General features: G+C 74.9%; 15 protein-coding genes, 1 tRNA gene and 2 pseudogenes. 14 read left to right on the top strand and 4 right to left on the bottom strand.

What is annotated here, in order from left to right; translation table 11 throughout:
- Positions 1-256: 256 nt before the first annotated feature.
- Positions 257-1,066, bottom strand: coding sequence for an SDR family oxidoreductase (locus tag LPU43_RS18210; protein ID WP_229401646.1), 810 nt, complete (start codon positions 1,064-1,066; stop codon positions 257-259).
- 91 nt (positions 1,067-1,157) lie between these two features.
- On the opposite strand from LPU43_RS18210, the gene LPU43_RS18205 reads away from it, so the two are divergent.
- On the top strand, positions 1,158-2,576 hold the full coding sequence (locus LPU43_RS18205; RefSeq protein ID WP_229401645.1) for an RtcB family protein: 1,419 nt from the start codon (positions 1,158-1,160) through the stop codon (positions 2,574-2,576).
- Between the two features lie 81 nt (positions 2,577-2,657).
- On the opposite strand, the gene LPU43_RS18200 is transcribed toward LPU43_RS18205, so the two are convergent.
- Together LPU43_RS18200 and LPU43_RS18195 are read right to left on the bottom strand one after the other, a co-directional pair.
- A complete protein-coding gene (locus LPU43_RS18200) occupies positions 2,658-3,083 on the bottom strand; it encodes an archease (RefSeq protein ID WP_229401644.1) in 426 nt (141 codons plus the stop codon).
- 73 nt (positions 3,084-3,156) lie between these two features.
- Positions 3,157-3,825: a TetR/AcrR family transcriptional regulator gene (locus tag LPU43_RS18195; protein ID WP_229401643.1), complete on the bottom strand. Its 669-nt coding sequence runs from the start codon at positions 3,823-3,825 to the stop codon at positions 3,157-3,159.
- Between the two features lie 110 nt (positions 3,826-3,935).
- Between LPU43_RS18195 and LPU43_RS18190 the strand changes: the two genes are divergently transcribed.
- From LPU43_RS18190 to LPU43_RS18180, 3 genes are read left to right on the top strand one after another with little or no spacing between them, the layout of a single operon-like run.
- A complete protein-coding gene (locus LPU43_RS18190) occupies positions 3,936-5,429 on the top strand; it encodes a flavin-containing monooxygenase (protein ID WP_229401642.1) in 1,494 nt (497 codons plus the stop codon).
- Positions 5,430-5,456: 27 nt separating this feature from the next.
- The gene (locus LPU43_RS18185; protein ID WP_229401641.1) at positions 5,457-6,449 is read left to right on the top strand and encodes an SDR family NAD(P)-dependent oxidoreductase; all 993 of its coding nucleotides are present in this window, start codon (positions 5,457-5,459) and stop codon (positions 6,447-6,449) included.
- Complete coding sequence (locus LPU43_RS18180; RefSeq protein ID WP_229401640.1) at positions 6,446-7,297, top strand: alpha/beta fold hydrolase; 852 nt, start codon at positions 6,446-6,448, stop codon at positions 7,295-7,297. Before LPU43_RS18185 ends, LPU43_RS18180 begins: the two co-directional genes overlap by 4 nt.
- Positions 7,298-7,316: 19 nt before the next feature.
- On the opposite strand, the gene LPU43_RS18175 is transcribed toward LPU43_RS18180, so the two are convergent.
- A complete protein-coding gene (locus LPU43_RS18175; protein ID WP_229401639.1) occupies positions 7,317-8,771 on the bottom strand; it encodes a cryptochrome/photolyase family protein in 1,455 nt (484 codons plus the stop codon).
- 251 nt (positions 8,772-9,022) lie between these two features.
- Between LPU43_RS18175 and LPU43_RS18170 the strand changes: the two genes are divergently transcribed.
- The 10 genes and pseudogenes from LPU43_RS18170 (at position 9,023) to selA (ending at position 20,322) form a co-directional block, all read left to right on the top strand.
- Positions 9,023-10,111, top strand: coding sequence for an S-(hydroxymethyl)mycothiol dehydrogenase (locus LPU43_RS18170; protein WP_229401638.1), 1,089 nt, complete (start codon positions 9,023-9,025; stop codon positions 10,109-10,111).
- Entirely contained in the window at positions 10,108-10,737 is a 630-nt protein-coding gene (locus tag LPU43_RS18165) for an MBL fold metallo-hydrolase (protein ID WP_229401637.1), read from the top strand. The genes LPU43_RS18170 and LPU43_RS18165 overlap by 4 nt, the downstream gene beginning before the upstream one ends.
- 289 nt (positions 10,738-11,026) lie before the next feature.
- Positions 11,027-11,215: pseudogene (locus tag LPU43_RS29050) on the top strand (hypothetical protein); the annotation flags it as partial.
- A gap of 102 nt (positions 11,216-11,317) precedes the next feature.
- Positions 11,318-11,761 (top strand): annotated as a pseudogene (locus tag LPU43_RS29045) (hypothetical protein); the annotation flags it as partial.
- 615 nt (positions 11,762-12,376) lie between these two features.
- Entirely contained in the window at positions 12,377-12,979 is a 603-nt protein-coding gene (locus tag LPU43_RS18155) for a hypothetical protein (protein ID WP_229401733.1), read from the top strand.
- A gap of 445 nt (positions 12,980-13,424) precedes the next feature.
- Complete coding sequence (gene fdh, locus LPU43_RS18150; protein WP_229401635.1) at positions 13,425-16,694, top strand: formate dehydrogenase; 3,270 nt, start codon at positions 13,425-13,427, stop codon at positions 16,692-16,694.
- Entirely contained in the window at positions 16,687-17,730 is a 1,044-nt protein-coding gene (locus LPU43_RS18145; protein ID WP_229401634.1) for a 4Fe-4S dicluster domain-containing protein, read from the top strand. The genes fdh and LPU43_RS18145 overlap by 8 nt, the downstream gene beginning before the upstream one ends.
- The gene (gene nrfD / locus LPU43_RS18140; RefSeq protein WP_229401633.1) at positions 17,727-18,857 is read left to right on the top strand and encodes an NrfD/PsrC family molybdoenzyme membrane anchor subunit; all 1,131 of its coding nucleotides are present in this window, start codon (positions 17,727-17,729) and stop codon (positions 18,855-18,857) included. The genes LPU43_RS18145 and nrfD overlap by 4 nt, the downstream gene beginning before the upstream one ends.
- 45 nt (positions 18,858-18,902) lie before the next feature.
- Positions 18,903-18,998 (top strand) — tRNA-Sec (locus LPU43_RS18135).
- A gap of 25 nt (positions 18,999-19,023) precedes the next feature.
- Positions 19,024-20,322: an L-seryl-tRNA(Sec) selenium transferase gene (selA, locus tag LPU43_RS18130; RefSeq protein ID WP_229401632.1), complete on the top strand. Its 1,299-nt coding sequence runs from the start codon at positions 19,024-19,026 to the stop codon at positions 20,320-20,322.
- Position 20,323: the final 1 nt, after the last annotated feature.

The raw sequence follows: 20,323 nt of genomic DNA, 5'->3' as shown, positions 1-20,323 counted from the left end.
GCCGGCGCGACGCAGCACAGCGCGAAGCAGCGCGAGCAGTCCGCCCGCAGGTCGTGGCCGCCGGCCGGGTCCGGCCCGGGCCGGGGGGTCTCGGACACGCTGACCGTTCTCCTGCCGATGGACGGGGTGCTGCCCGGGGGCGCCCGGTGCCGCCCCATTGTCGCGCCGACGGCCGGAACGCCATGCCAGGGGGTGGCCGACCGTGCCGGACGAGGCGGTGGCCGCCCGGCCCGGCGCGGGCGGCCACCGGGCGGGGTCAGCCGCGCCGCCAGTCGTCCGACGTCAGGTGCGAGCCGGCCTGCGGGCCCATGAGCAGCATCCCGCCGTCCACCGGCCAGGACGCCCCGGTGACGTACGCGGCGGCGGGGGAGGCCAGCAGCGCCACCACGGCGGCGACCTCCCGGGCGTCCCCGGGCCGGCCGACCGGCACCCCCGGCCGGTCCCGGGTGAACGGGTCGACGTCCTCCTGGCCGGTCATCGGGGTGGCGATCTCCCCGGGGGCGACCGCGTTGACCGTGATCCCGTCGGCGGCGAGTTCCTGCGCCATCACGCGGGTGAGCAGGCCCAGCCCGCCCTTGGCCGCGCAGTACGCCGACGACCCGACCCGGGGCGCGTGCTCGTGCACGCTGGTGATGTTGACGATCCGGCCCCCGGTGCCCGCCGCCCGCATCCGCCGGGCGGCCCGCTGGGAGCACAGGAACGGCCCGTCGAGGTCCACGGAGAGCACCTCCCGCCACTGCTCCCAGCCCGTGTCGACGAACGGGGTCGACGCGCCCGTGCCGGCGTTGTTGACCAGCACACCGACCCCGCCGAGCCGGTCGGCCAACTCGTCGACCACGGCCGCCGCCTCCGGCAGCCCGGTCAGGTCCAGCGCGGCGGTTTCGCAGCGGCGGCCGGTGGCGCGTACCTCCTCGGCGGTGCGGCGCGCGCCGTCGGCGTCGCGGTGCCAGGTGATGCCGACGTCGAAGCCGGCCCCGGCGAGGGCGACCGCGCACGCCTTGCCGATGCCGGAGTCGGCGCCGGTGATGATCGCGATTCTGGGATAGTCCTCGTAGCGCTGCGGCATGTCGCCCCCACTACCCCGGCCGGCGGCGTCGAACCACCCGGCCCGCGTCGCGGCGGGGTGTGGCCGGGCGCGGGGCGGGTAGCCCCGGTGCGTGGAGCTGGTGGAGGAGTCGCCGTACCGGTTCCGGATCGACCGGCGCGACCCGATGCGCGTGCCCGGGGTGGTCTTCGCCTCCCGCGCGCTGATCCCGGACGTCGGCGCGGACCGGTCCCTGGAGCAGGTGGCGAACGTGGCCACGCTGCCGGGCGTCGTCGGCGCCTCGTACGCGATGCCCGACGTGCACTGGGGGTACGGGTTCCCGATCGGCGGCGTCGCCGCCACCGACGCGGCCGACGGCGGGGTGGTCTCCCCGGGCGGCGTCGGCTTCGACATCTCCTGCGGGGTGCGGCTGCTCGCCGCCGACCTGGACCGCGCCGAGCTGCCGAGGCTGCGCGACGCGCTGATGGACGGCCTCGACGCGGCGGTCCCGCGCGGCATGGGCCGGGGCGCGGTGTGGCACCTGGCCGACCGGGCGGAGCTGGACGCGGTGCTGCGCGGCGGCTCCCGGTACGCCGTCGAGCGCGGCCACGGCGTGCCGCGCGACCTGGACCGCTGCGAGGACTTCGGCGCGGTCGACGACGCCGACCCGGCCCAGGTCAGCGACCGGGCGGTGCAGCGCGGCCAGGGGCAGGTCGGCAGCCTCGGCTCGGGCAACCACTTCCTGGAGGTGCAGGCCGTCGACGCCGTGTACGACGAGGCGGTGGCGTCGGCGTTCGGCCTGCACGCCAACCAGGTCGTCGTGATGATCCACAGCGGGTCGCGGGGGCTGGGCCACCAGGTCTGCACCGACCACGTCCGGGCGATGGAGCGCACCATGCCCCGGTACGGCATCGAGGTGCCCGACCGGCAGCTCGCCTGCGCCCCGACCGACTCGCCGCAGGGGCGGGCGTACCTGGGGGCGATGGCCGCCGCCGCGAACTACGCCCGGGCCAACCGGCAGTTGCTCACCGCCGCCGCCCGCCGGGTCCTGCACCGGGTCGCCGGCCGGCGGCTGGACCTGGTGTACGACATCTCGCACAACCTCGCCAAGGTCGAGACGCACGAGGTGGACGGCGTCGACCGGCGGCTCTGCGTGCACCGCAAGGGCGCCACCCGGGCCCTGCCGCCCGGGCACCCGGACCTCCCCGACGACCTGCGCGCCGCCGGCCAGCCGGTGCTCATCCCCGGTTCGATGGGCACCGCCTCGTACGTGCTGACCGGGGTGCCCGGCGGCCCGGCGTTCGCCTCCACCTGCCACGGGGCGGGCCGGGTGCGCAGCCGCAAGCAGGCCACGAGGACCGTCCGGGGGCAGGAGCTGCGCCGGGAGCTGGAGGCCCGGGGGATCGCGGTGCGCGGGGCGTCCTGGCGGGGGCTGGCCGAGGAGACGCCGGAGGCGTACAAGGACGTCTCGGCGGTGGTCGACGTCGCCGAGGCGGCGGGGCTGTGCCGCCGGGTGGCCCGGCTGGTGCCGCTGGGCGTGGTCAAGGGGTGACTCCCCGCCCGCGTCCGGCCCCGCCCGCGTCCGGCTCGCCTGCGATCCGGCCCGGGGGTCCGCCCGCGTCCGGCCCGGCCGTCACACGTCCAGGGTCACCGCGCAGGACCAGCCCGCCGCGTCGGGGCCGAAGCGCAGCCCGTGCAGCGACACGGCCTTCGGCACCGCGCCCACCAGCTCCACCGCCTCGGAGTCGACCACCCGCCACCGCACCCGCAGGCCACCGCCCACGGCGGCCACCTCCGCCGCGACCGGCAGCACCCCCTCGGTCTCCAACCGGAAGATCACCTCGTCGAGGACGGCCACCAGCAGGTCCTCGTCGTCGCCCGCCGGCACGTCGAACGCCGCCTCGGTGCCCCCGCCCGCCCCGGCCGGGTCGGCGAAGGTCTCTACCATCGCCGGCACCGCCTCGGCCAGGCAGCCCTCCCGGTCGGGCGCCCACGCCTCGATCCGCACGTCGGCGGTGTGCGGAACGGCCCGATGCCCCCGCCCCGCCCCTCGCTCCATGCCCCGATCATGCCGCCCGGCGGCCCGCCGCGGCGGCGATCCGCCCGGGGCCCGCCTCAGGTGGTGAGGGGTGTCAGCGGGCCGGCGTCGGCGTGGTCGTCCGGTAGATGCAGGTGAGCCAGAGGTCCAGCAGCACGTCGACCACGTCGCCCTCGGCGACGGCCGGCCCGTCGGCGGCGAAGGTGGCGTACCAGACCCGCTCGTTCATCGAGTTCAGCGCGATCGCCAGGTCCCGGGCGGGCAGCCCGTCCGGGGCCGCGCCGCGTCGCCGCTCCGCCACCACGGCCGCCTCGACGGCCTGCACCCAGCGCTCCAGCACCCGCGCCCACAGCCGGCGCACCTCGGCGTTCGTGCCGCGCACCTCGGCGCAGGCGAGCACCACGGCCCGGTGCGCGCCGAACGTGTCGTGGAAGCGGGCGATCAGCTCCCGCCACCGGGCCCGGGGGGCCTCGGCGAGCCGGTCCAGCACGTTGCCGGCCGCCGCGTCGGCCTCCTCCGTCACCCGGTCCAGCAGGGTGAGCAGCACCGCGTCCTTCGACGGGAAGTAGAAGTAGAACGTGGGCCGGGAGATGCCCGCGCCCCGGGCCAGGTCGTCGACGGACACCTCGGCGAACGGGCGCTGCCCCAGCAGCCGCTCGGCGGTGGCGAGGATGGCCCGCTCCCGGTCGTCGCCGGTCGAGCGCGCCGCCCGCCGGCCGCGCGCCCCGGCGCCGCCTGCGGGGGTACGGGCGGTGGCGGTCATGGGCGCAGATGCTACCTCCTCGACGGGGTGTCGATTCCAGTCGACAGGGTGTTGACCGGCGTCGACGGTGCTGGATAGGGTCTCCAACCATCCGCGACGGAAGGCGCGCCATGAACTCCGACCACGTCGACGTGCTGATCGTCGGCGCCGGCCTCTCCGGGGTCGGTGCGGCCTGCCACCTGCGCCGCGACTGCCCGGACAAGTCGTACGTGGTGCTGGAGGCGCGCGGCGCGATCGGCGGCACCTGGGACCTGTTCCGGTACCCGGGCGTGCGCTCCGACTCGGACATGTTCACCCTCGGCTACTCGTTCAAGCCGTGGACGAACCCGCGCGCCATCGCCGACGGCGACTCCATCCGCGACTACGTCCGCGACACCGCCCGCGAGTACGGCGTCACCGAGCACATCCGCTTCCACCACCGGGTGCTCGCCGCCGAGTGGGACAGCGCCAGCGCCCGCTGGACGGTGCGCGCCCACCGCGCCGACACCGGCGAGGACGTCACGCTCACCTGCGCGTTCCTGTTCACCTGCTCCGGCTACTACCGCTACGACGCCGGCTACACCCCGGACCTGCCGGGCGTCGAGGCGTACGGGGGGCGGCTGGTGCACCCCCAGCACTGGCCCGCCGACCTCGACCACGGCGGCAGACGGGTGGTGGTCGTCGGCAGCGGCGCGACCGCCGTGACCCTCGTCCCGGCGCTGGCGCGGCGCGCCGCCCACGTCACGATGCTCCAACGCTCGCCGACGTACGTCGTGGCGTTGCCGTCGCGCGACGCGCTCGCCGACGCGCTGCGGCGCTGGCTGCCGGCGAAGGCCGCGTACCCGGTGGTGCGGTGGAAGAACGTGCTGGTCGGCACCGCGACCTTCGCGCTCAGCCGGCGCGCCCCGAAGCTGGTCAAGCGGTTCCTGCTGCGCGCCGCGAAGGGCCGGCTCCCGGCCGGCTACGACGTCGACCGGCACTTCTCGCCCCGCTACGACCCGTGGGACCAGCGGCTCTGCGTGGTCCCCGACGGCGACCTGTTCGCCGCCGTCGCCGCCGGCCGGGCCGCCGTGGTGACCGACCGGATCGCCACCTTCACCCCCACCGGCCTGCGGCTGGCCTCCGGCGCGGAGCTGACCGCCGACGTGGTGGTCACCGCCACCGGGCTCAACCTGCTCGCCCTCGGCGGCATGACGCTCACCGTGGACGGCGAGCCGGTCGACGTGGGGGACACGGTCGCCTACAAGGGCATGATGCTCTCCGGCGTGCCGAACTTCGCGATGACGATCGGCTACACCAACGCCTCCTGGACGCTCAAGGCCGACCTGGTCGCCACGTACGTGTGCCGGCTGCTGCGGCACCTCGACGCCACCGGACAGCAGGTCGTCACCCCGCTCGCCCCCAACTCCGGCGAGCTGGTGCCGCTGATCGACCTGAAGTCCGGGTACGTGCTGCGCAGCCTCGACGCCCTACCCAGGCAGGGCGTGTCCGCGCCGTGGCGGCTGTACCAGAACTACGCCCGCGACGTGCTGCTGATGCGGTACGGCCGGCTGGCCGACGGCGGGGTGACCTTCGCCCGCGCGACGGCCCCGCCGGCCCGGCCCGCCGACACCCCCGTCGGCTGACCGCCACCGACCGAAAGGGAGATCGACGTGCGCAGGTTCGACTTCACGGCCGCGACGGCCGTGGTCACCGGGGCGGCCAGCGGCATCGGCGAGGCCCTTGCCCACGGCCTGGCCCGGCGCGGGGCCGAGCTGGTCCTGCTCGACCGGGACGCCGAGCGGCTGGCCGCCGTGGTGGACGCCATCCGGGCCGACCACCCCGACCGGAAGGTCACCACCTACCTGGTCGACCTCGCCGACGCCGCCGAGACGACCCGGGTCGCCGAGGAGCTCCGGCGCCGCCACCCCCGGGTGCGGCTGCTGGTCAACAACGCCGGCGTCGCCCTGGGCGGCCGGTTCGACCAGGTCACCCTGGACGAGTTCGACTGGGTCGTCGACGTCAACTTCCGGGCCGTGGTGCGGCTCACCCACGCCCTGCTCCCCGCCCTCAAGGCCGAGCCGGGCGCCCACCTGGTCAACCTGTCCAGCCTCTTCGGGATCATGGCCCCCGCCGGGCAGGCGGCGTACGCGGCGAGCAAGTTCGCCGTCCGGGGCTTCACCGAGGCGCTGCGCCACGAGCTGGCCGACGACGGCATCGGGGTGACCTGCGTGCACCCGGGCGGCATCCGCACCCGGATCGCGCAGAACGCCCGGATCGGCAGCGGCGTCCCCGTCGCCGAGTACGAGGTCGGCCGCCGCCAGTTCGAGAAGCTGCTCACCATCGACCCGGCCGTGGCCGCCGAGGTCGTCCTGCGCGGCGTCGAGCGCCGCCGGGGCCGGGTGCTGATCGGCTGGTCGGCGAAGGTGCCGGACCTGCTGGCCCGCCTCGCCCCCGCCGGGTACGGGCGGGTCGTCGCCCTGGTCATGAAGAACCCCGCCGGGCGGACCCCGGCCGCCGCCATCCCACCCGCCGTCCCCGCTGCTTCGCCCGCCCCCGCCGCCTCGTCCGCCGCGACCTCGGCCCCCGCCGTGACCTCGTCCCCGGTGCCCGCCGCACGGCGACCGGCCGAGCCGGCCCCGGACCGGCCGGGGGAGTCGGCGTGACCGTGCCGGCCGACACCGTCGTCACCGTCCACGGGCGCGCCACCCGCTGCCGGGTCGCCGGCGACGGCCCGCCGGTGGTGCTGCTGCACGGCATCGGCCGCACCCTCGCCGACTTCGCCGAGCTGCACGACCGGCTCGCCCGCGACCACCGGGTGATCAGCGTCGACCTGGCCGGGCACGGCGGGTCCGCGCCGCTGGACGGGCCGCACACCCTGCCCGCGCTGGCGCGGGCGGTGGCCGGCTGCCTCGACGCGCTCGGCGTCGACGGCCCCGCCCACCTCGTCGGCAACTCCCTCGGCGGGGCGGTCGCGATGCGGCTGGCCGTCGCCGACCCGGCCCGCGCGGCCAGCCTGACGCTGGTCGCCAGCGCCGGCTTCGGCGCGGAGGTCACCGTCGCGCTGCGGGTGCTCGCGCTGCGGCCACTCGGGCGGCTGCTGCTGCGCCCGAGCCGCTTCGTGGTCCGGCGCACCGAGCGGGCCCTCTTCCACGACCGGCGGCACGTCACCGCCGCGCGCCTCACCGAGGCGTACGCGATGGCCCGGCGACCGCACGCCGCCCGGGTGATGCTGGAACTCACCCGCAGCCTCGGCACGTTCCGGGGCGTCGCCGCGCCGTGGCGGGAGGAACTGCTCGACGCGGTGGCGAAGCTGGACCTGCCAGTCCTGGTGGTGTGGGGCGACCGGGACCTGATCCTGCCCGCCGTCCACCTCGACGCCGCCCGCGCCCGGCTGCCCCGGGCCCGCGCCCACCTGTTCGCCGACACCGGCCACATGCCGCAGATCGAGCGGGTGGAGGAGCTCCACCGGCTGGTCACGGGTTTCTGGGCCGAGCAGGCCGCCGGGCGCTGAGCGGGCCGCCGGGCGGGCGTCACGGCGGGCTGGAGCCGCGCTTGTCCTCCTGGGCCAGCACCGCCTGGCGCATCTGCGGGTCGTCGCGTTCGGCCAGCTCGGCGGCGAGCCGCGGGTCGGTGTCGAGCCGGTCCCGGTTGCGGTGCAGGAAGGCCCCGAACCCCGCGGTGTACGGGCAGGCCAGCTCGCCCAGCGCCGTGTCCGGCTGGTACCGGCAGCCCGTGCAGTAGTCGCTCAGCTCGTCGACGTACCGGCCGTCGACCGCGTACGGCCGGGTGTCCACGCGGCCCAGGTCGGCGTACTGGCTCATGCCGATCACGGCCGCGTTCATCACCCAGTCGGTGCCGTCGACGAAGCAGTCCCGGAACCAGGCCGCCAGCTCCGCCGGCCGCCAGCCGCGCTGCAACGCGTAGTTGCCCAGCACCAGCAGCCGCTGCGCGTGGTGCGCCCAGGCCCGGTCCCGCACCCCGGCCAGCACGTCGGCCAGGCAGCGCGCCTGCACGGCGTCCGCGTCGAGGGTGGCGAACCAGTCGGGCAGCGGCTCCGTCGCGGCCAGCCAGTTGGCGCCCTGGAAACCGGGGCCGAAGTACCAGTAGAGCTGCCAGAGGAACTCCCGCCAGCCCAGCAGCCCCCGGATGAACGGCTCCACCGCCGACAGCGACGCGTTGCCGGCCCGCCACGCCTCCTCGGCCGCCCCGATCGCCTCCGCCGGATCGAGCAGCCCCAGGTTGAACGACGACGACAGCACGCTGTGCGCCAGCAGCGGATCGCCGCCGCTCATCACCTCCTGGTACCGGCCGAAGTCGGGCAGCCGGTGCCGGACGAAGTGGCGCAGCCGGGCGTCGGCCTCGGCGTGGGTGGCGGGGTAGCGGCGCGGGGCGTCCCGCCCCAGGAACCGGACCCCCTCCTGCTCCCACCGGTCCAGCTCGTCGCGGACCTCCGCGTCGATGACGTCCTCCACGATGGGCGGGGGAGCGGGGGCGACCAGGCCGTCCCCGCGTTCGCACGGGTGGGGCCGGCGGGGCACCCGCCCCGGCGGGCCCTCGAGCACGCCGTGCCGGCGACGCGCCCAATCGTAGAAGTCCCCGATCCGCAGCGGCCCCCGCCGGGGCGCGTCGGCCCACTCGGCGAAGCCGTCCCGGCTGGTGAGGAAACCCCGGGGCGGCAGGATCGTCAGCCCCGGCACCGAGCGGGCGAAGGCCAGCCCCGCCCGCGACCCCGGGTGGCAGACCTCCACCGGCCCGTCGACCTGGGCGAGGGCCTCCCGGAACGTCCCGGCGCGTACCAGGATCGCCCGTTCGCCCAGCTCGGCGGCCCGGTGCCGCAGCGCGGACAGGATCAGGTGCGCCTTCTGCCGGTGCATCGGGCGCCGCCGGAACAGCTCCCGGGCCTCCACGAGCAGGACCGGCTGCGCCGGATCGTCGAGAAAGTGGGGCCCGAGTTGGTCGGCGAGCAGCCACCGGCGCGAAGACATGCGTCGATTCTGCCGAGTGGGCGCGGGCGCCGCGAACGGCACCGGCGTGTCCGTCGGGTGGCGCACGCCACAGTACGCCGTCGAGCCGTCACCGCCGCCGGAACGGGGCCGAGCACCGGCATCGGTGGGTCGGGGGCGGGGGTCGAAGGTAGTTTCGCCAGGGAGCGGGATCGGCGCGACCGCTCCCGTCGCCGACGCGGCGCCTGCGGGCCGGCGGCGGAGCCACCGACAGCGCGTGAGCAGGAGGAATCGTGAGCCAGGAAGTCCGGGGAGTCATTTCGCGGCGCAAGGGCGCGCCGGTCGAGGTCACCACCATCGTGGTGCCCGACCCGGGGCCCGGCGAGGCGGTGGTCCGCGTCCAGTCCTGCGGGGTCTGCCACACCGACCTGCACTACCGCGAGGGCGGCATCAACGACGACTACCCGTTCCTGCTCGGCCACGAGGCCGCCGGGGTCGTCGAGCAGGTCGGCGAGGGGGTCACCGAGGTCGCCCCCGGCGACTTCGTGGTGCTCAACTGGCGGGCCGTCTGCGGCGTCTGCCGCGCCTGCCGTCGGGGCCGGCCCTGGTACTGCTTCGCCACCCACAACGCCTCGCGCAAGATGACCCTCACCGACGGCACCGAGCTGACCCCGGCGCTGGGCATCGGCGCGTTCGCCGAGAAGACCCTCGTCCACGCCGGACAGTGCACCAGGGTCGACCCGGCCGCCCGGCCCGCCGCCGTGGGCCTGCTCGGCTGCGGGGTGATGGCCGGCCTCGGCGCGGCCATGAACACCGGCGGCGTCACCCGCGGCGACAGCGTGGCGGTCATCGGCTGCGGCGGGGTCGGCGACGCCGCCGTCGCCGGCGCGGCCCTCGCCGGGGCCACCACGATCGTCGCCGTCGACACCGACCCCCGCAAGCTCGACCTGGCCCGCGGGTTCGGCGCCACCCACACCGTCAACGCCTCCGCCGACGACCCGGTCGAGGCGATCCGCGCCGCCACCGGCGGCTTCGGCGCCGACGTCGTCATCGACGCGGTCGGCCGACCCGAGACCTGGAAGCAGGCGTTCTACGCCCGTGACCTGGCCGGCACCGTCGTGCTCGTCGGCGTGCCGACCCCCGAGATGACCGTCGACCTGCCGCTGCTCGACGTCTTCGGTCGCGGCGGCGCGCTGAAGTCGAGCTGGTACGGCGACTGCCTGCCCAGCCGGGACTTCCCGATGCTCACCGAGCTGTACCTGCAGGGCCGCCTCGACCTGGACGCGTTCGTCACCGAGGAGATCGCCCTGGACCAGGTCGAGGAGGCGTTCGCCCGGATGCACGGCGGCGACGTGCTGCGCTCGGTGGTGGTGTTCCCGTGACCGCCCGCGTCGACCACGCCGTCACCTCCGGCACGTTCTCCCTCGACGGGCAGACCTTCGACGTCGACAACAACGTCTGGGTGGTCGGCGACGACAGCGAGTGCGTCGTGCTGGACGCGCCGCACGACGTCCAGGCGATCCTGCGGGCCGTGGGCGGTCGCCGGGTGGTGGCGATCGTGGCCACCCACGCCCACGACGACCACGTCCGGGTGGCCCCCGAGCTGTCCCGGGCCACCGGCGCGCCGGTGCTGCTGCACCCCGACGACCGGGTGCTGTGGGACATGGTCCACCCCGACGTGAGCCCCGACGGCGAGCTGCGCGACGGCGCCACGATCGAGGTGGCCGGCACCGACCTGCGGGTGCTGCACACCCCCGGGCACAGCCCCGGCGCGTGCAGCCTGTACGCCCCGAGCCTCGGTGTGGTCTTCACCGGCGACACCCTCTTCGCGGGCGGGCCGGGGGCCACCGGGCGCTCGTACAGCGACTTCCCGACGATCGTCGAGTCGATCCGCGCCCGGCTGCTGACCCTGCCGCCGGAGACGGTCGTGCACACCGGCCACGGTGACAGCACCACCATCGGCGCGGAGGCGCCGCACCTTGAGGAGTGGCTGGCCCGGGGGCACTGACGCACCGTCGACCACGCCCCCGCCCCCGGATCGGGACATTTCGCCCGGGTCGGCACGACCGTGCCGGCCCGGGCGCTCGCGTGCGCCTTTCCCAGGGGCTTCCCGGCCCCGCCGACCGGTTGCCCTGCGTGACGGCCGTCCCACCGCCAGCGCTGCCGCACATATCCGGAATGACGGACACCTGAAGCTGGTTGTGTCCCCGTACCGCCGGCCGGCAAACCTCGCCTGCCGCGCACCCCCAGGGGCGCTCAACCCGGAGCGCGTCGTAACGATCGAAAGGGCAACCATCGTGAAGGCCGACTTCACTCGATGGCTCCCGGCCATCGCCAAGACCACGAACCGCAGGACCATCCTGACCGTCGCCGGAGTCGCCGTCCTCGGCGGCCTGGCCCTCGGCGGCCCGACGGCCGTCGCGGCCCCCGTCACCGCCGGCCCGCACGAGGGCGCCGTGGCCGCCATCGGCCTGGCCACCGGCAAGAGCCGCGAGGGCGTCACCGTCGAGTCCGCGCAGACCACCGGCGAGCCGGCGTCCGCCGGCAGGCAGTCGTCCACGGACGGCAGGCAGTCGTCCACGGACGGCAAGCCCAGCCGGGACGAACTGATCCCGCACGGGCTGGAGGGCGCCCAGTCGCGCATCCCGCTCGACGACGCGCAGCTCGCCAACGCCAGGGAGATCGTCAAGGTCGCCAAGAAGACCGGCGTCGGCGAGCGCGGCGCGGTGATCGGCGTGGCCACCTCGCTCCAGGAGTCGAAGCTGTACAACCTGGGCCACCTCGGCGCGTACAACGACCACGACTCGCAGGGCCTGTTCCAGCAGCGCCCGTCGTCCGGTTGGGGCTCGCCCGACCAGATCACCGACCCCGAGTACGCCTCCACGGCGTTCTTCGAGGCGCTGAAGAACGTGGGAGGCTGGCGCGAGCTGCCGCTGACCGCGGCGGCGCAGACGGTGCAGGTGTCGGCGTTCCCGTACGCGTACGCGCAGTGGGAGGAGCAGGCGGCGGACATCGTCCAGCGGCTCTGGTGACCCCCGTCCCCCAGTCCTCGGCCCCCGGTCGGCCCCTCCATTCGGAGGGACCGCCCGGGGGCCTTTGTTCTCATGACCAACTCCATGTCGGCGGCATGGGGGCATCCCCGGGACGCGGATGCCGCCGTGTCGCCGACATTCAGTGGATCGACGCGAGCCCTGGGTGCCGAAACATGCCCGTCTGTCCGGTCTGGGTTGCGTGGGGCCGGCCGTCCGGTCGCCCGGTGCTCGCTGGCCCGGAGATGGGCCGTCGTCCCCGGCATCCGGTGGACGGTGCCGCGTCTGGGGCGGTGTATCCCGTTGGCCGGACGCTCGCTCAGGCGATGTGACCGGCGGCATCGTGGGGTCGGAATCGTGGCGGGCCCGGGGTGGTTACACATGGCGTACGACCGAGTAGCGCAGTGCCTCTGACCTGCGCCGACGCCCCCACCCCCCCCGGGTTGCCGGGTGGGAATGGCGGTGGGTGGCCGGTCGTTACACATGGTCCCCGGGCCGCGAGTCGGCCGGGCGAAGACTTCTTTTCCTCGTGATTTCTTGTTGGGCGCCTCGTGGTGCTCACACCCGCCCTTGTTCCCCCTGGGGTGGGTGTCGATCCCCCGAATGGAGCTGTCGATCATGAACACGATGCTGCGTAAGAGTGTGCTGGGTATCGCTGGTCTGGCGTTCGCCGGTGGTCTGGCCGCCGGTCCTCTGAACCACGACACCACCGCCCCCGCCGCTGCGGTGGATGCCCGGCCCGTCGCCGTCGCGGTGCAGGCCGACAAGCCTGCCGTCGACATGGGCAAGCTGATTCCGCACGGTGTGCAGGGTGAGCAGTCGCGTATCGAGCTGAACGACGAGCAGACGGCGAACGTGAAGGCGATCATCGCCGCGACGAAGAAGGCGGGCATGGACGAGCGTGCCGCCGTGGTCTCGATCGGTACGGCGTTGCAGGAGTCGAAGCTGGAGAACCTGGGTCATCTGGGTGACCGCAACGACCACGACTCGCAGGGCCTGTTCCAGCAGCGCCCGTCGTCGGGCTGGGGCAGCGTGGAGCAGATCACCGACCCCGAGTACGCGACCATGGCGTTCCTGAAGGGCCTCAAGCAGGTCGACGGCTGGCAGGACATGCCCCTGACCGAGGCCGCCCAGACGGTGCAGGTGTCGGCGTACCCCGACCACTACGCCCAGTGGGAGCAGCAGGCCGCCGACCTCGTCGCCCAGCACTGGAACAGCTAAGACCCACCCGCACCACCCCGCCTACCGGCCGGACCCCGATCCACGGGGCCCGGCCGGTGGCGTGTTAGCAGGGGACCCTTCCTATACAGAAAGCGTTAACAAGGGGCCCTTCCTTGCACCCTCGTCGGGCGGGGAAAAATTGGGTGCCGGATCGGGTGGAATATCGGCGGGGGCGGGTAAGTTGTAGCCGGTGTCGGTGTGTCCAGTGTCCCCGGGCCTCACCTAAATTGCCGTCGCGGAATACCGTTCGGCTGGAGCCGCGTCGCGCCACTCGCCGAGAGGCGACCTGCACACCGACACCCCGAGCCGCCCCCGGCCAGCTGGCCGGGGGCGGTTTCGTCTGCCCGTACGGTGGAAAAGATCCCCCCGGGTCGCGACGTGCCGACGGCTGGCCTATGTTCGAAAGCGTCAGGCTTCCGCCCGTGGGGGAAGGGGGTGTTCCGGGATGGGTCTGCGGACGTTCATCCAGGGCTGGCCGGTGTACCGGCAGCTCACCGGCACCGACCCGCTCGGCCGGGGCGCGGCGGCCCAGTCGGCCCGGTCGGCGGAGCTGACCGCCCGCACCGAGACCGCCGACAGCATGGCCCGCTCGGTCTGCCCGTACTGCGCGGTCGGCTGCGGCCAGAAGGTCTACGTCAGCGACGGCCGGGTCACCCAGATCGAGGGCGACCCGGACAGCCCGATCTCCCGGGGGCGGCTCTGCCCGAAGGGCTCGGCCAGCAAGAGCCTGGTCACCAGCCCGTTGCGGCAGACCACGGTGCGCTACCGGCGGCCGTACGCGACGGAGTGGGAGGACCTGGACCTCGACACCGCCCTCGACATGATCGCCGACCGGGTCCTCGCCGCGCGCGAGGAGACCTGGGAGGACGTCGACGACGAGGGCCGGCCGCTGAACCGCACGCTGGGCATCTCCAGCCTGGGCGGGGCGACGCTGGACAACGAGGAGAACTACCTCATCAAGAAGCTGTTCACGGCGATGGGGGCGCTCCAGATCGAGAACCAGGCCCGTATTTGACACTCCGCCACCGTCCCCGGTCTGGGGACCAGCTTCGGTCGCGGCGGCGCGACGGACTTCCAGCAGGACCTGGTCAACGCTGACGTCATCGTCATCCAGGGCTCCAACATGGCCGAGGCCCACCCGGTGGGCTTCCAGTGGGTGATGGAGGCGAAGAAGCGCGGCGCCAAGGTCTTCCACGTCGACCCGCGCTTCACCCGCACCAGCGCGCTGGCCGACACGTACCTGCCGATCCGCGCGGGCACCGACATCGCGCTGCTCGGCGGCGTGGTGCGCTACATCCTGGAGAACGAGCTGGACTTCCGGGAGTACGTGCTGGCGTACACGAACGCCGCGTCGATCGTCAGCGAGCGCTTCGTCGACACGGAGGACCTGGACGGGCTCTTCTCCGGCTACCAGCCGGAGACCGCCTCCTACGACCAGACGAGCTGGCAGTACGAGGGCCAGGAGCGCAACGGCGGCGAGGACACGGCCAAGGAGCGGGACAGCGCGGCGGGCCTGCGGCACGAGTCGCACGGCATGCCGGTGCCGGGGCAGCCCCCTCAGGACGAGACGCTGCAGCACCCGCGCTGCGTCTACCAGATCCTCAAGCGGCACTTCTCCCGGTACACCCCGGAGATGGTGGAGCGGGTCTGCGGCGTGCCGAAGGAGAAGTTCCTGGAGTTGGCCCGCGCCTGGACGGAGAACTCCGGCCGGGAGCGCACCGGCGCGCTGGTCTACTCGGTGGGTTGGACCCAGCACAGCGTGGGCGTGCAGTACATCCGCACCGGCGCGATCATCCAGACCCTGCTGGGCAACATCGGCCGTCCCGGCGGCGGCATCCTGGCGCTGCGCGGGCACGCCAGCATCCAGGGCTCCACCGACATCCCGACGCTGTTCAACCTGCTCCCCGGCTACCTGCCGATGCCGCACCACGCCGACCACGTGACCTTCGACGACTGGGTGGACAGCATCAGCCAGCCCGGGAAGAAGGGCTTCTGGGGCAACTCCCGGGCGTTCGCGGCGAGCCTGCTGAAGGCGTACTGGGGTGACGCGGCGACGCCGGAGAACGACTTCTGCTACGGCTACATGCCCCGGATGACCGGCGACCACGGCACCTACCAGCAGGTGCTCAACATGATCGACGGGAAGATCAAGGGCTACTTCCTGCTCGGCCAGAACCCGGCGGTCGGCTCCGCGCACGGCCGGGCGCAGCGGCTCGGCATGGCCAACCTCGACTGGCTGGTCGTGCGCGACCTGTTCATGATCGAGAGCGCCACGTTCTGGAAGAACGGCCCCGAGGTGGAGACCGGGGAGATCGTCCCGCAGGAGTGCCGCACCGAGGTGTTCTTCCTGCCGGCGGCCTCGCACGTGGAGAAGGAGGGCACGTTCACCCAGACGCAGCGGCTGTTGCAGTGGCGGGAGAAGGCCCTCGACCCGCCGGGCGACGCCCGCTCCGAGCTGTGGTTCTTCTACCACCTCGGGCGCAGGCTGCGGGAGAAACTGGCCGGCTCCACCCACCCGCGCGACCGGGCGCTGCTCGACCTGGCCTGGGACTACCCGACGCACGGCCCGCTGGTCGAGCCGAGCGCCGAGGCCGTCCTGCGCGAGATCAACGGGTACGACACGGTCACCAACCGCCCGCTGGCCGGCTTCACCGAGGCGCGCGACGACGGCTCCACCGCGATCGGCTGCTGGATCTACAGCGGCGTGTACGCCGACGACGTGAACCAGGCCGCCCGGCGCAGGTCCCGCCACGAGCAGGACTGGGTGGCCGCCGAGTGGGGCTGGGCCTGGCCGGCGAACCGCCGCACCCTCTACAACCGCGCCTCCGCCGACCCGCAGGGCCGACCGTGGAGCGAGCGCAAGAAGTACGTGTGGTGGGACCCGGAGGCCGGCGAGTGGACCGGCTACGACGTGCCGGACTTCGAGAAGACGAAGCCACCGACGTACCGGCCGCCGGACGGAGCCTCCGGCCCGGAGGCGATCGCCGGCGACGACCCGTTCATCATGCAGAGCGACGGCAAGGCGTGGCTGTACGTGCCCAGCGGCGTGCTGGACGGCCCGATGCCGACGCACTACGAGCCGGCCGAGTCCCCGCTGCGCAACCCCATGTACGGCCAGCAGGCCAACCCGACCCGCAAGGTCTACCCGCACCCGGTGAACCGGATCAACCCGAGCCCACCCGAGGCGCACAGCGGCGTCTTCCCGTACGTGTTCACGGTCAGCCGGCTCACCGAGCACCACACCGCCGGCGGGATGAGCCGCAACGTGCGGCCTCTGGCCGAGTTGCAGCCGGAGATGTTCGTCGAGGTCTCCCCGGAGCTGGCCGCCGAGGTCGGGCTCTCCCACCTGGGCTGGGCGCACATGGTCAGCGGCCGGGCGGTGATCGAGGCGAAGGTGCTGGTCACCGACCGGCTCACCCCGCTGCGGGTGGACGGGCGGATCATCCACCAGCTCTGGCTGCCGTACCACTTCGGGTCGGAGGGGCTGGTCACCGGCGACTCGGCCAACGACCTGTTCGGCATCACCCTGGACCCGAACGTGCTGATCCAGGAGAGCAAGGTCGGCACCTGCGACGTGCGACCCGGCCGGCGGCCCACCGGGCCGGCCCTGCTGGACATGGTCGCCGACTACCAGCGGCGGGCCGGGCTGACGGTCGAGCACCGGACCCCGCTCGCGACCACCGACGCGGCCGGCGAGAGGGGCGAGGATGCCTGACGCCAACAGTCTCTACGGGCCGCTGGACCCGGCCCCCGACGCGGGCTGGGCCGACGCCCCGCCCCGGATGGGGTTCTTCACCGACACCAGCGTCTGCATCGGCTGCAAGGCGTGCGAGGTGGCCTGCAAGGAGTGGAACGACGTGCCGGCCTCCGGCCTGGACCTGCTCGGCATGTCGTACGACAACACCGGCGCGCTGACGGCGAACTCGTGGCGGCACGTGGCGTTCATCGAGCAGCCCCGCCCCGCCGGGCACCGCACCCCGCCGTTCGCCGGCAACCCCACCGACGGGCCGGTCAGCGCCGCGGCGGCGGCGGTGGCCGCCGGCACGGGCAACGACACCGGCACCGACCCCGGGGTGCCGCCGGGCGACCCGGCCGCCGCCGCGCGGATGGCCGCCGGCCCCGAGTTCCTCGGCATGCCGGGCGCGCAGCCGCCGGGCCGGGGCACCGGGGCCGCCGAACGCACCGACTTCCGCTGGCTGATGATGTCGAACGTGTGCAAGCACTGCACCCACGCGGCCTGCCTGGACGTCTGCCCGACCGGGGCGCTGTTCCGCACCGAGTTCGGCACGGTCGTGGTGCAGGAGGACATCTGCAACGGCTGCGGCTACTGCATCTCCGCCTGCCCGTACGGGGTGATCGACCAGCGCAAGGGCGACGGCCGGGCGTGGAAGTGCACCCTGTGCTACGACCGGCTGGGCGCCGGGCAGACCCCGGCGTGCGCGCAGGCCTGCCCCACCGAGTCGATCATGTACGGCGAGCTGGACGAGCTGCGCGAGCGGGCCGCCGCCCGGGTGGCGACCCTGCACGAGCGGGGGGTGCCGGAGGCCCGCCTCTACGGCCACGACCCCGACGACGGCGTCGGCGGCGACGGCGCGTTCTTCCTGCTGCTCGACGAGCCGGAGGTGTACGGGCTGCCGCCGGACCCGGTCGTCACCACCCGGGACCTGCCCCGGATGTGGCGGCGCGCCGGGCTGGCCGCCCTGACCATGGCGGCGGCGGCCGTCGCCGCGTTCGTCGGAGGTTCCTCGTGAGTCCGCAGCGCCCCCCGGTGGGCGACCGCTTCCGCCACTTCCTCAGCGCTCTCGGCGGTGCCACCACCCCCGCGGGCGACCCGGCGGTCCCGCAGGTCGCCGCGCCGGCCGGCGTCCCGCCGACCACGGAGCAACGGCGCGGCGGGGGGCGGCGCGGCGGCGGTGAGCCGCTGAACGTTCCGCCCGCCGAGTTCACCTCCTACTACGGCCGCCCGATCCTGAAGCCGCCCGTGTGGAAGTGGGACATCGCGGCGTACCTGTTCACCGGCGGGACGTCCGCCGGCTCGGCGCTGCTGGCCGCCGGCGGGCAGCTCACCGGCCGCCCCGCCCTGCGTCGCGCCGGCCGGGTCGCCGGGCTGGCGGCGATCGGCGCCAGCACCTTCTTCCTCATCCACGACCTGGGCCGTCCGGACCGCTTCCACCACATGCTGCGGGTGGCGCGGCCCACCTCCCCGATGTCCATGGGCACCTGGATCCTCGGCGTGTTCGGGCCGGCCATCGGGGCGGCCGCCGTCGCCGAGGCCGCGCCGCTGCTGCCCGCGCGGGGGGTGCTCGGGCTGGGCCGCCGGCTGCTGCCCCCGGTGGGGCACGCCGCCGGCCTGGTGGCCGCCGTCACCGCGCCGGCCCTGGCCACGTACACGGCGGTGCTGCTGGCCGACACGGCCGTGCCGTCGTGGCACGAGGCGTACCCGGAGCTGCCGGCCGTCTTCGGGGGCAGCGCCCTGGCCAGCGGCGCCGGCGTGGGCCTGCTCGCCGCGCCCACCCGCCAGGCCGGCCCCGCCCGTCGGATGGCCGTGGCCGGCGCGGCCATGGAGCTGTGGGGCTCGCACCGGATCGAGCACCGGCTCGGCCTGCTCAGCGAGCCCTACCGCAACGGCACGCCGGGGCGGCTGCTGACCGCCGGCCGGCTGCTGACCGCCGCCGGGGTGGCCGGCGCGCTGGTCGGGCGGCGCAGTCGCCTGCTCTCCGGGCTCTCCGGCGTCGCCCTGCTCGCCGCGTCCCTGGCCACCCGGTTCGGGATCTTCCACGGCGGCGTCGCCTCCGCCCGCGACCCGAAGTACACCGTCGTCCCGCAGCGCGAGCGCGTGCGCCGCCGTGAGGCGAGCCACTCGGAGGGGGAGAGCTGAGCCCTTCCCGGGCGGCGTCGCGGGCGCTGTGATCCAATGGCCGGTGGAGGCGTTCAGGCGGCTGGTGCCCCTCCCGGTCTTCAAAACCGGTGTGGTCCGGGACCCGGGCCAGGCGGGTTCGATTCCCGTCCGTCTCCGCCAAGCGAAACCGGGGGAGAGGGCACCGATGCGCCACGCCGATCCGCGACGGCGGGTGCCGCGCACCGACACCCTCCTGGCCGATCCGCGCCTCGCCGCCGCCACCACCACGCTCGGCCGGCGTCGGGTCAAGGCCGCGATCGTCGCCGCCCAGGACCGCGCCCGCCGTGGCGAGATCACCCCCGAGCGGGTACGCGACGCCGCCCTCGCGGCCCTGCCCGCCCCCGCCCCCCGGGCGGTGCTCAACGCCACTGGCGTCGTGCTGCACACCAACCTCGGCCGGGCGGCGCTCTCCGACGCCGCCGTGGCCGCCCTCACCGCCGCCGCCGGGCACACCGACGTGGAGCTGGACCTGGGCACCGGCCGGCGGGCCCGGCGCGGTCGGGACGCCCTCGACGCGCTCGCCGCCGCCGTGCCCGACGCGGGCGGCGTGCACGTGGTCAACAACGGCGCCGCCGCCCTGGTCCTCGCGGCCACCGCCCTGGCCGCAGGCCGGGAGATCGTGGTCAGCCGGGGCGAGCTGGTGGAGATCGGCGACGGGTTCCGCCTGCCCGACCTGCTGGCCAGCACCGGCGCCCGGCTGCGGGAGGTGGGCACCACCAACCGCACCACCCTCGCCGACTACGCCGCCGCGCTCGGCCCCGACACGGGCTTCGTGCTCAAGGTGCACCCGTCGAACTTCCGGGTCACCGGGTTCACCTCCGCCGTCGGCGTGGACCGGCTGGCCACCCTCGGCGTGCCCGTGGTCGCCGACATCGGCTCCGGGCTGCTCGCCCCCGACCCGCTGCTGCCCGCCGAGCCCGACGCGGCGAGCACCCTGCGGGCCGGCGCGCACCTGGTCACCGCCAGCGGCGACAAGCTGCTGGGCGGGCCGCAGGCCGGGCTGCTGCTCGGCGACGCCGACCTGGTCGACCGGCTGCGCCGGCACCCCCTCGCCCGCGCCCTGCGGGTCGACAAGCTGACCCTCGCCGCCCTCGCGGCCACCGTGGGCGACCCCGCCACCCCCACCCGGGTCGCGCTGCACGCCGACCCGGCCGCGCTGCGGGAGCGCACCGAGCGGCTGCGCGACCGGCTCGCCGCCGACGGCCGCAAGGCCGAGGTGCTGCCGTGCGCGGCCGTGGTGGGCGGCGGCGGCGCGCCGGGTGTCGAACTGCCCTCGTGGGCCCTGGCCCTGCCCGAGCGGTACGCCGGCCCGCTGCGCACCGGCGCGCCGCCGGTGCTCGGCCGGGTGGCCCAGGGGCGGCTCCTGCTGGACCTGCGCTGCGTCCCCGCCGCCGCCGACGACGCGCTGCGCGCGGCGATCCTGGCCGTGCCGGAGGACGACTGAC

Origin of the sequence: Micromonospora okii, assembly GCF_020884795.1 — a bacterium.
Taxonomy (GTDB): Bacteria; Actinomycetota; Actinomycetes; order Mycobacteriales; family Micromonosporaceae; genus Micromonospora; species Micromonospora okii.
Note: the sequence above shows the minus strand (reverse complement) of the source record. Positions and strands in the feature narration are given on the sequence as shown.

Excerpts from the sequence above, each read along its gene's own strand:
- LPU43_RS18155 (WP_229401733.1), top strand. The coding sequence starts at position 12,377 with ATGAACACGATGCTGCGTAAGAGTGTGCTGGGTATCGCTGGTCTGGCG.
- LPU43_RS18200 (WP_229401644.1), bottom strand. The coding sequence starts at position 3,083 with ATGGAGCGAGGGGCGGGGCGGGGGCATCGGGCCGTTCCGCACACCGCC.
- LPU43_RS18190 (WP_229401642.1), top strand. The coding sequence starts at position 3,936 with ATGAACTCCGACCACGTCGACGTGCTGATCGTCGGCGCCGGCCTCTCC.
- LPU43_RS18175 (WP_229401639.1), bottom strand. The coding sequence starts at position 8,771 with ATGTCTTCGCGCCGGTGGCTGCTCGCCGACCAACTCGGGCCCCACTTT.
- LPU43_RS18145 (WP_229401634.1), top strand. The coding sequence starts at position 16,687 with ATGCCTGACGCCAACAGTCTCTACGGGCCGCTGGACCCGGCCCCCGAC.
- LPU43_RS18195 (WP_229401643.1), bottom strand. The coding sequence starts at position 3,825 with ATGACCGCCACCGCCCGTACCCCCGCAGGCGGCGCCGGGGCGCGCGGC.
- LPU43_RS18210 (WP_229401646.1), bottom strand. The coding sequence starts at position 1,066 with ATGCCGCAGCGCTACGAGGACTATCCCAGAATCGCGATCATCACCGGC.
- selA (WP_229401632.1), top strand. The coding sequence starts at position 19,024 with ATGCGCCACGCCGATCCGCGACGGCGGGTGCCGCGCACCGACACCCTC.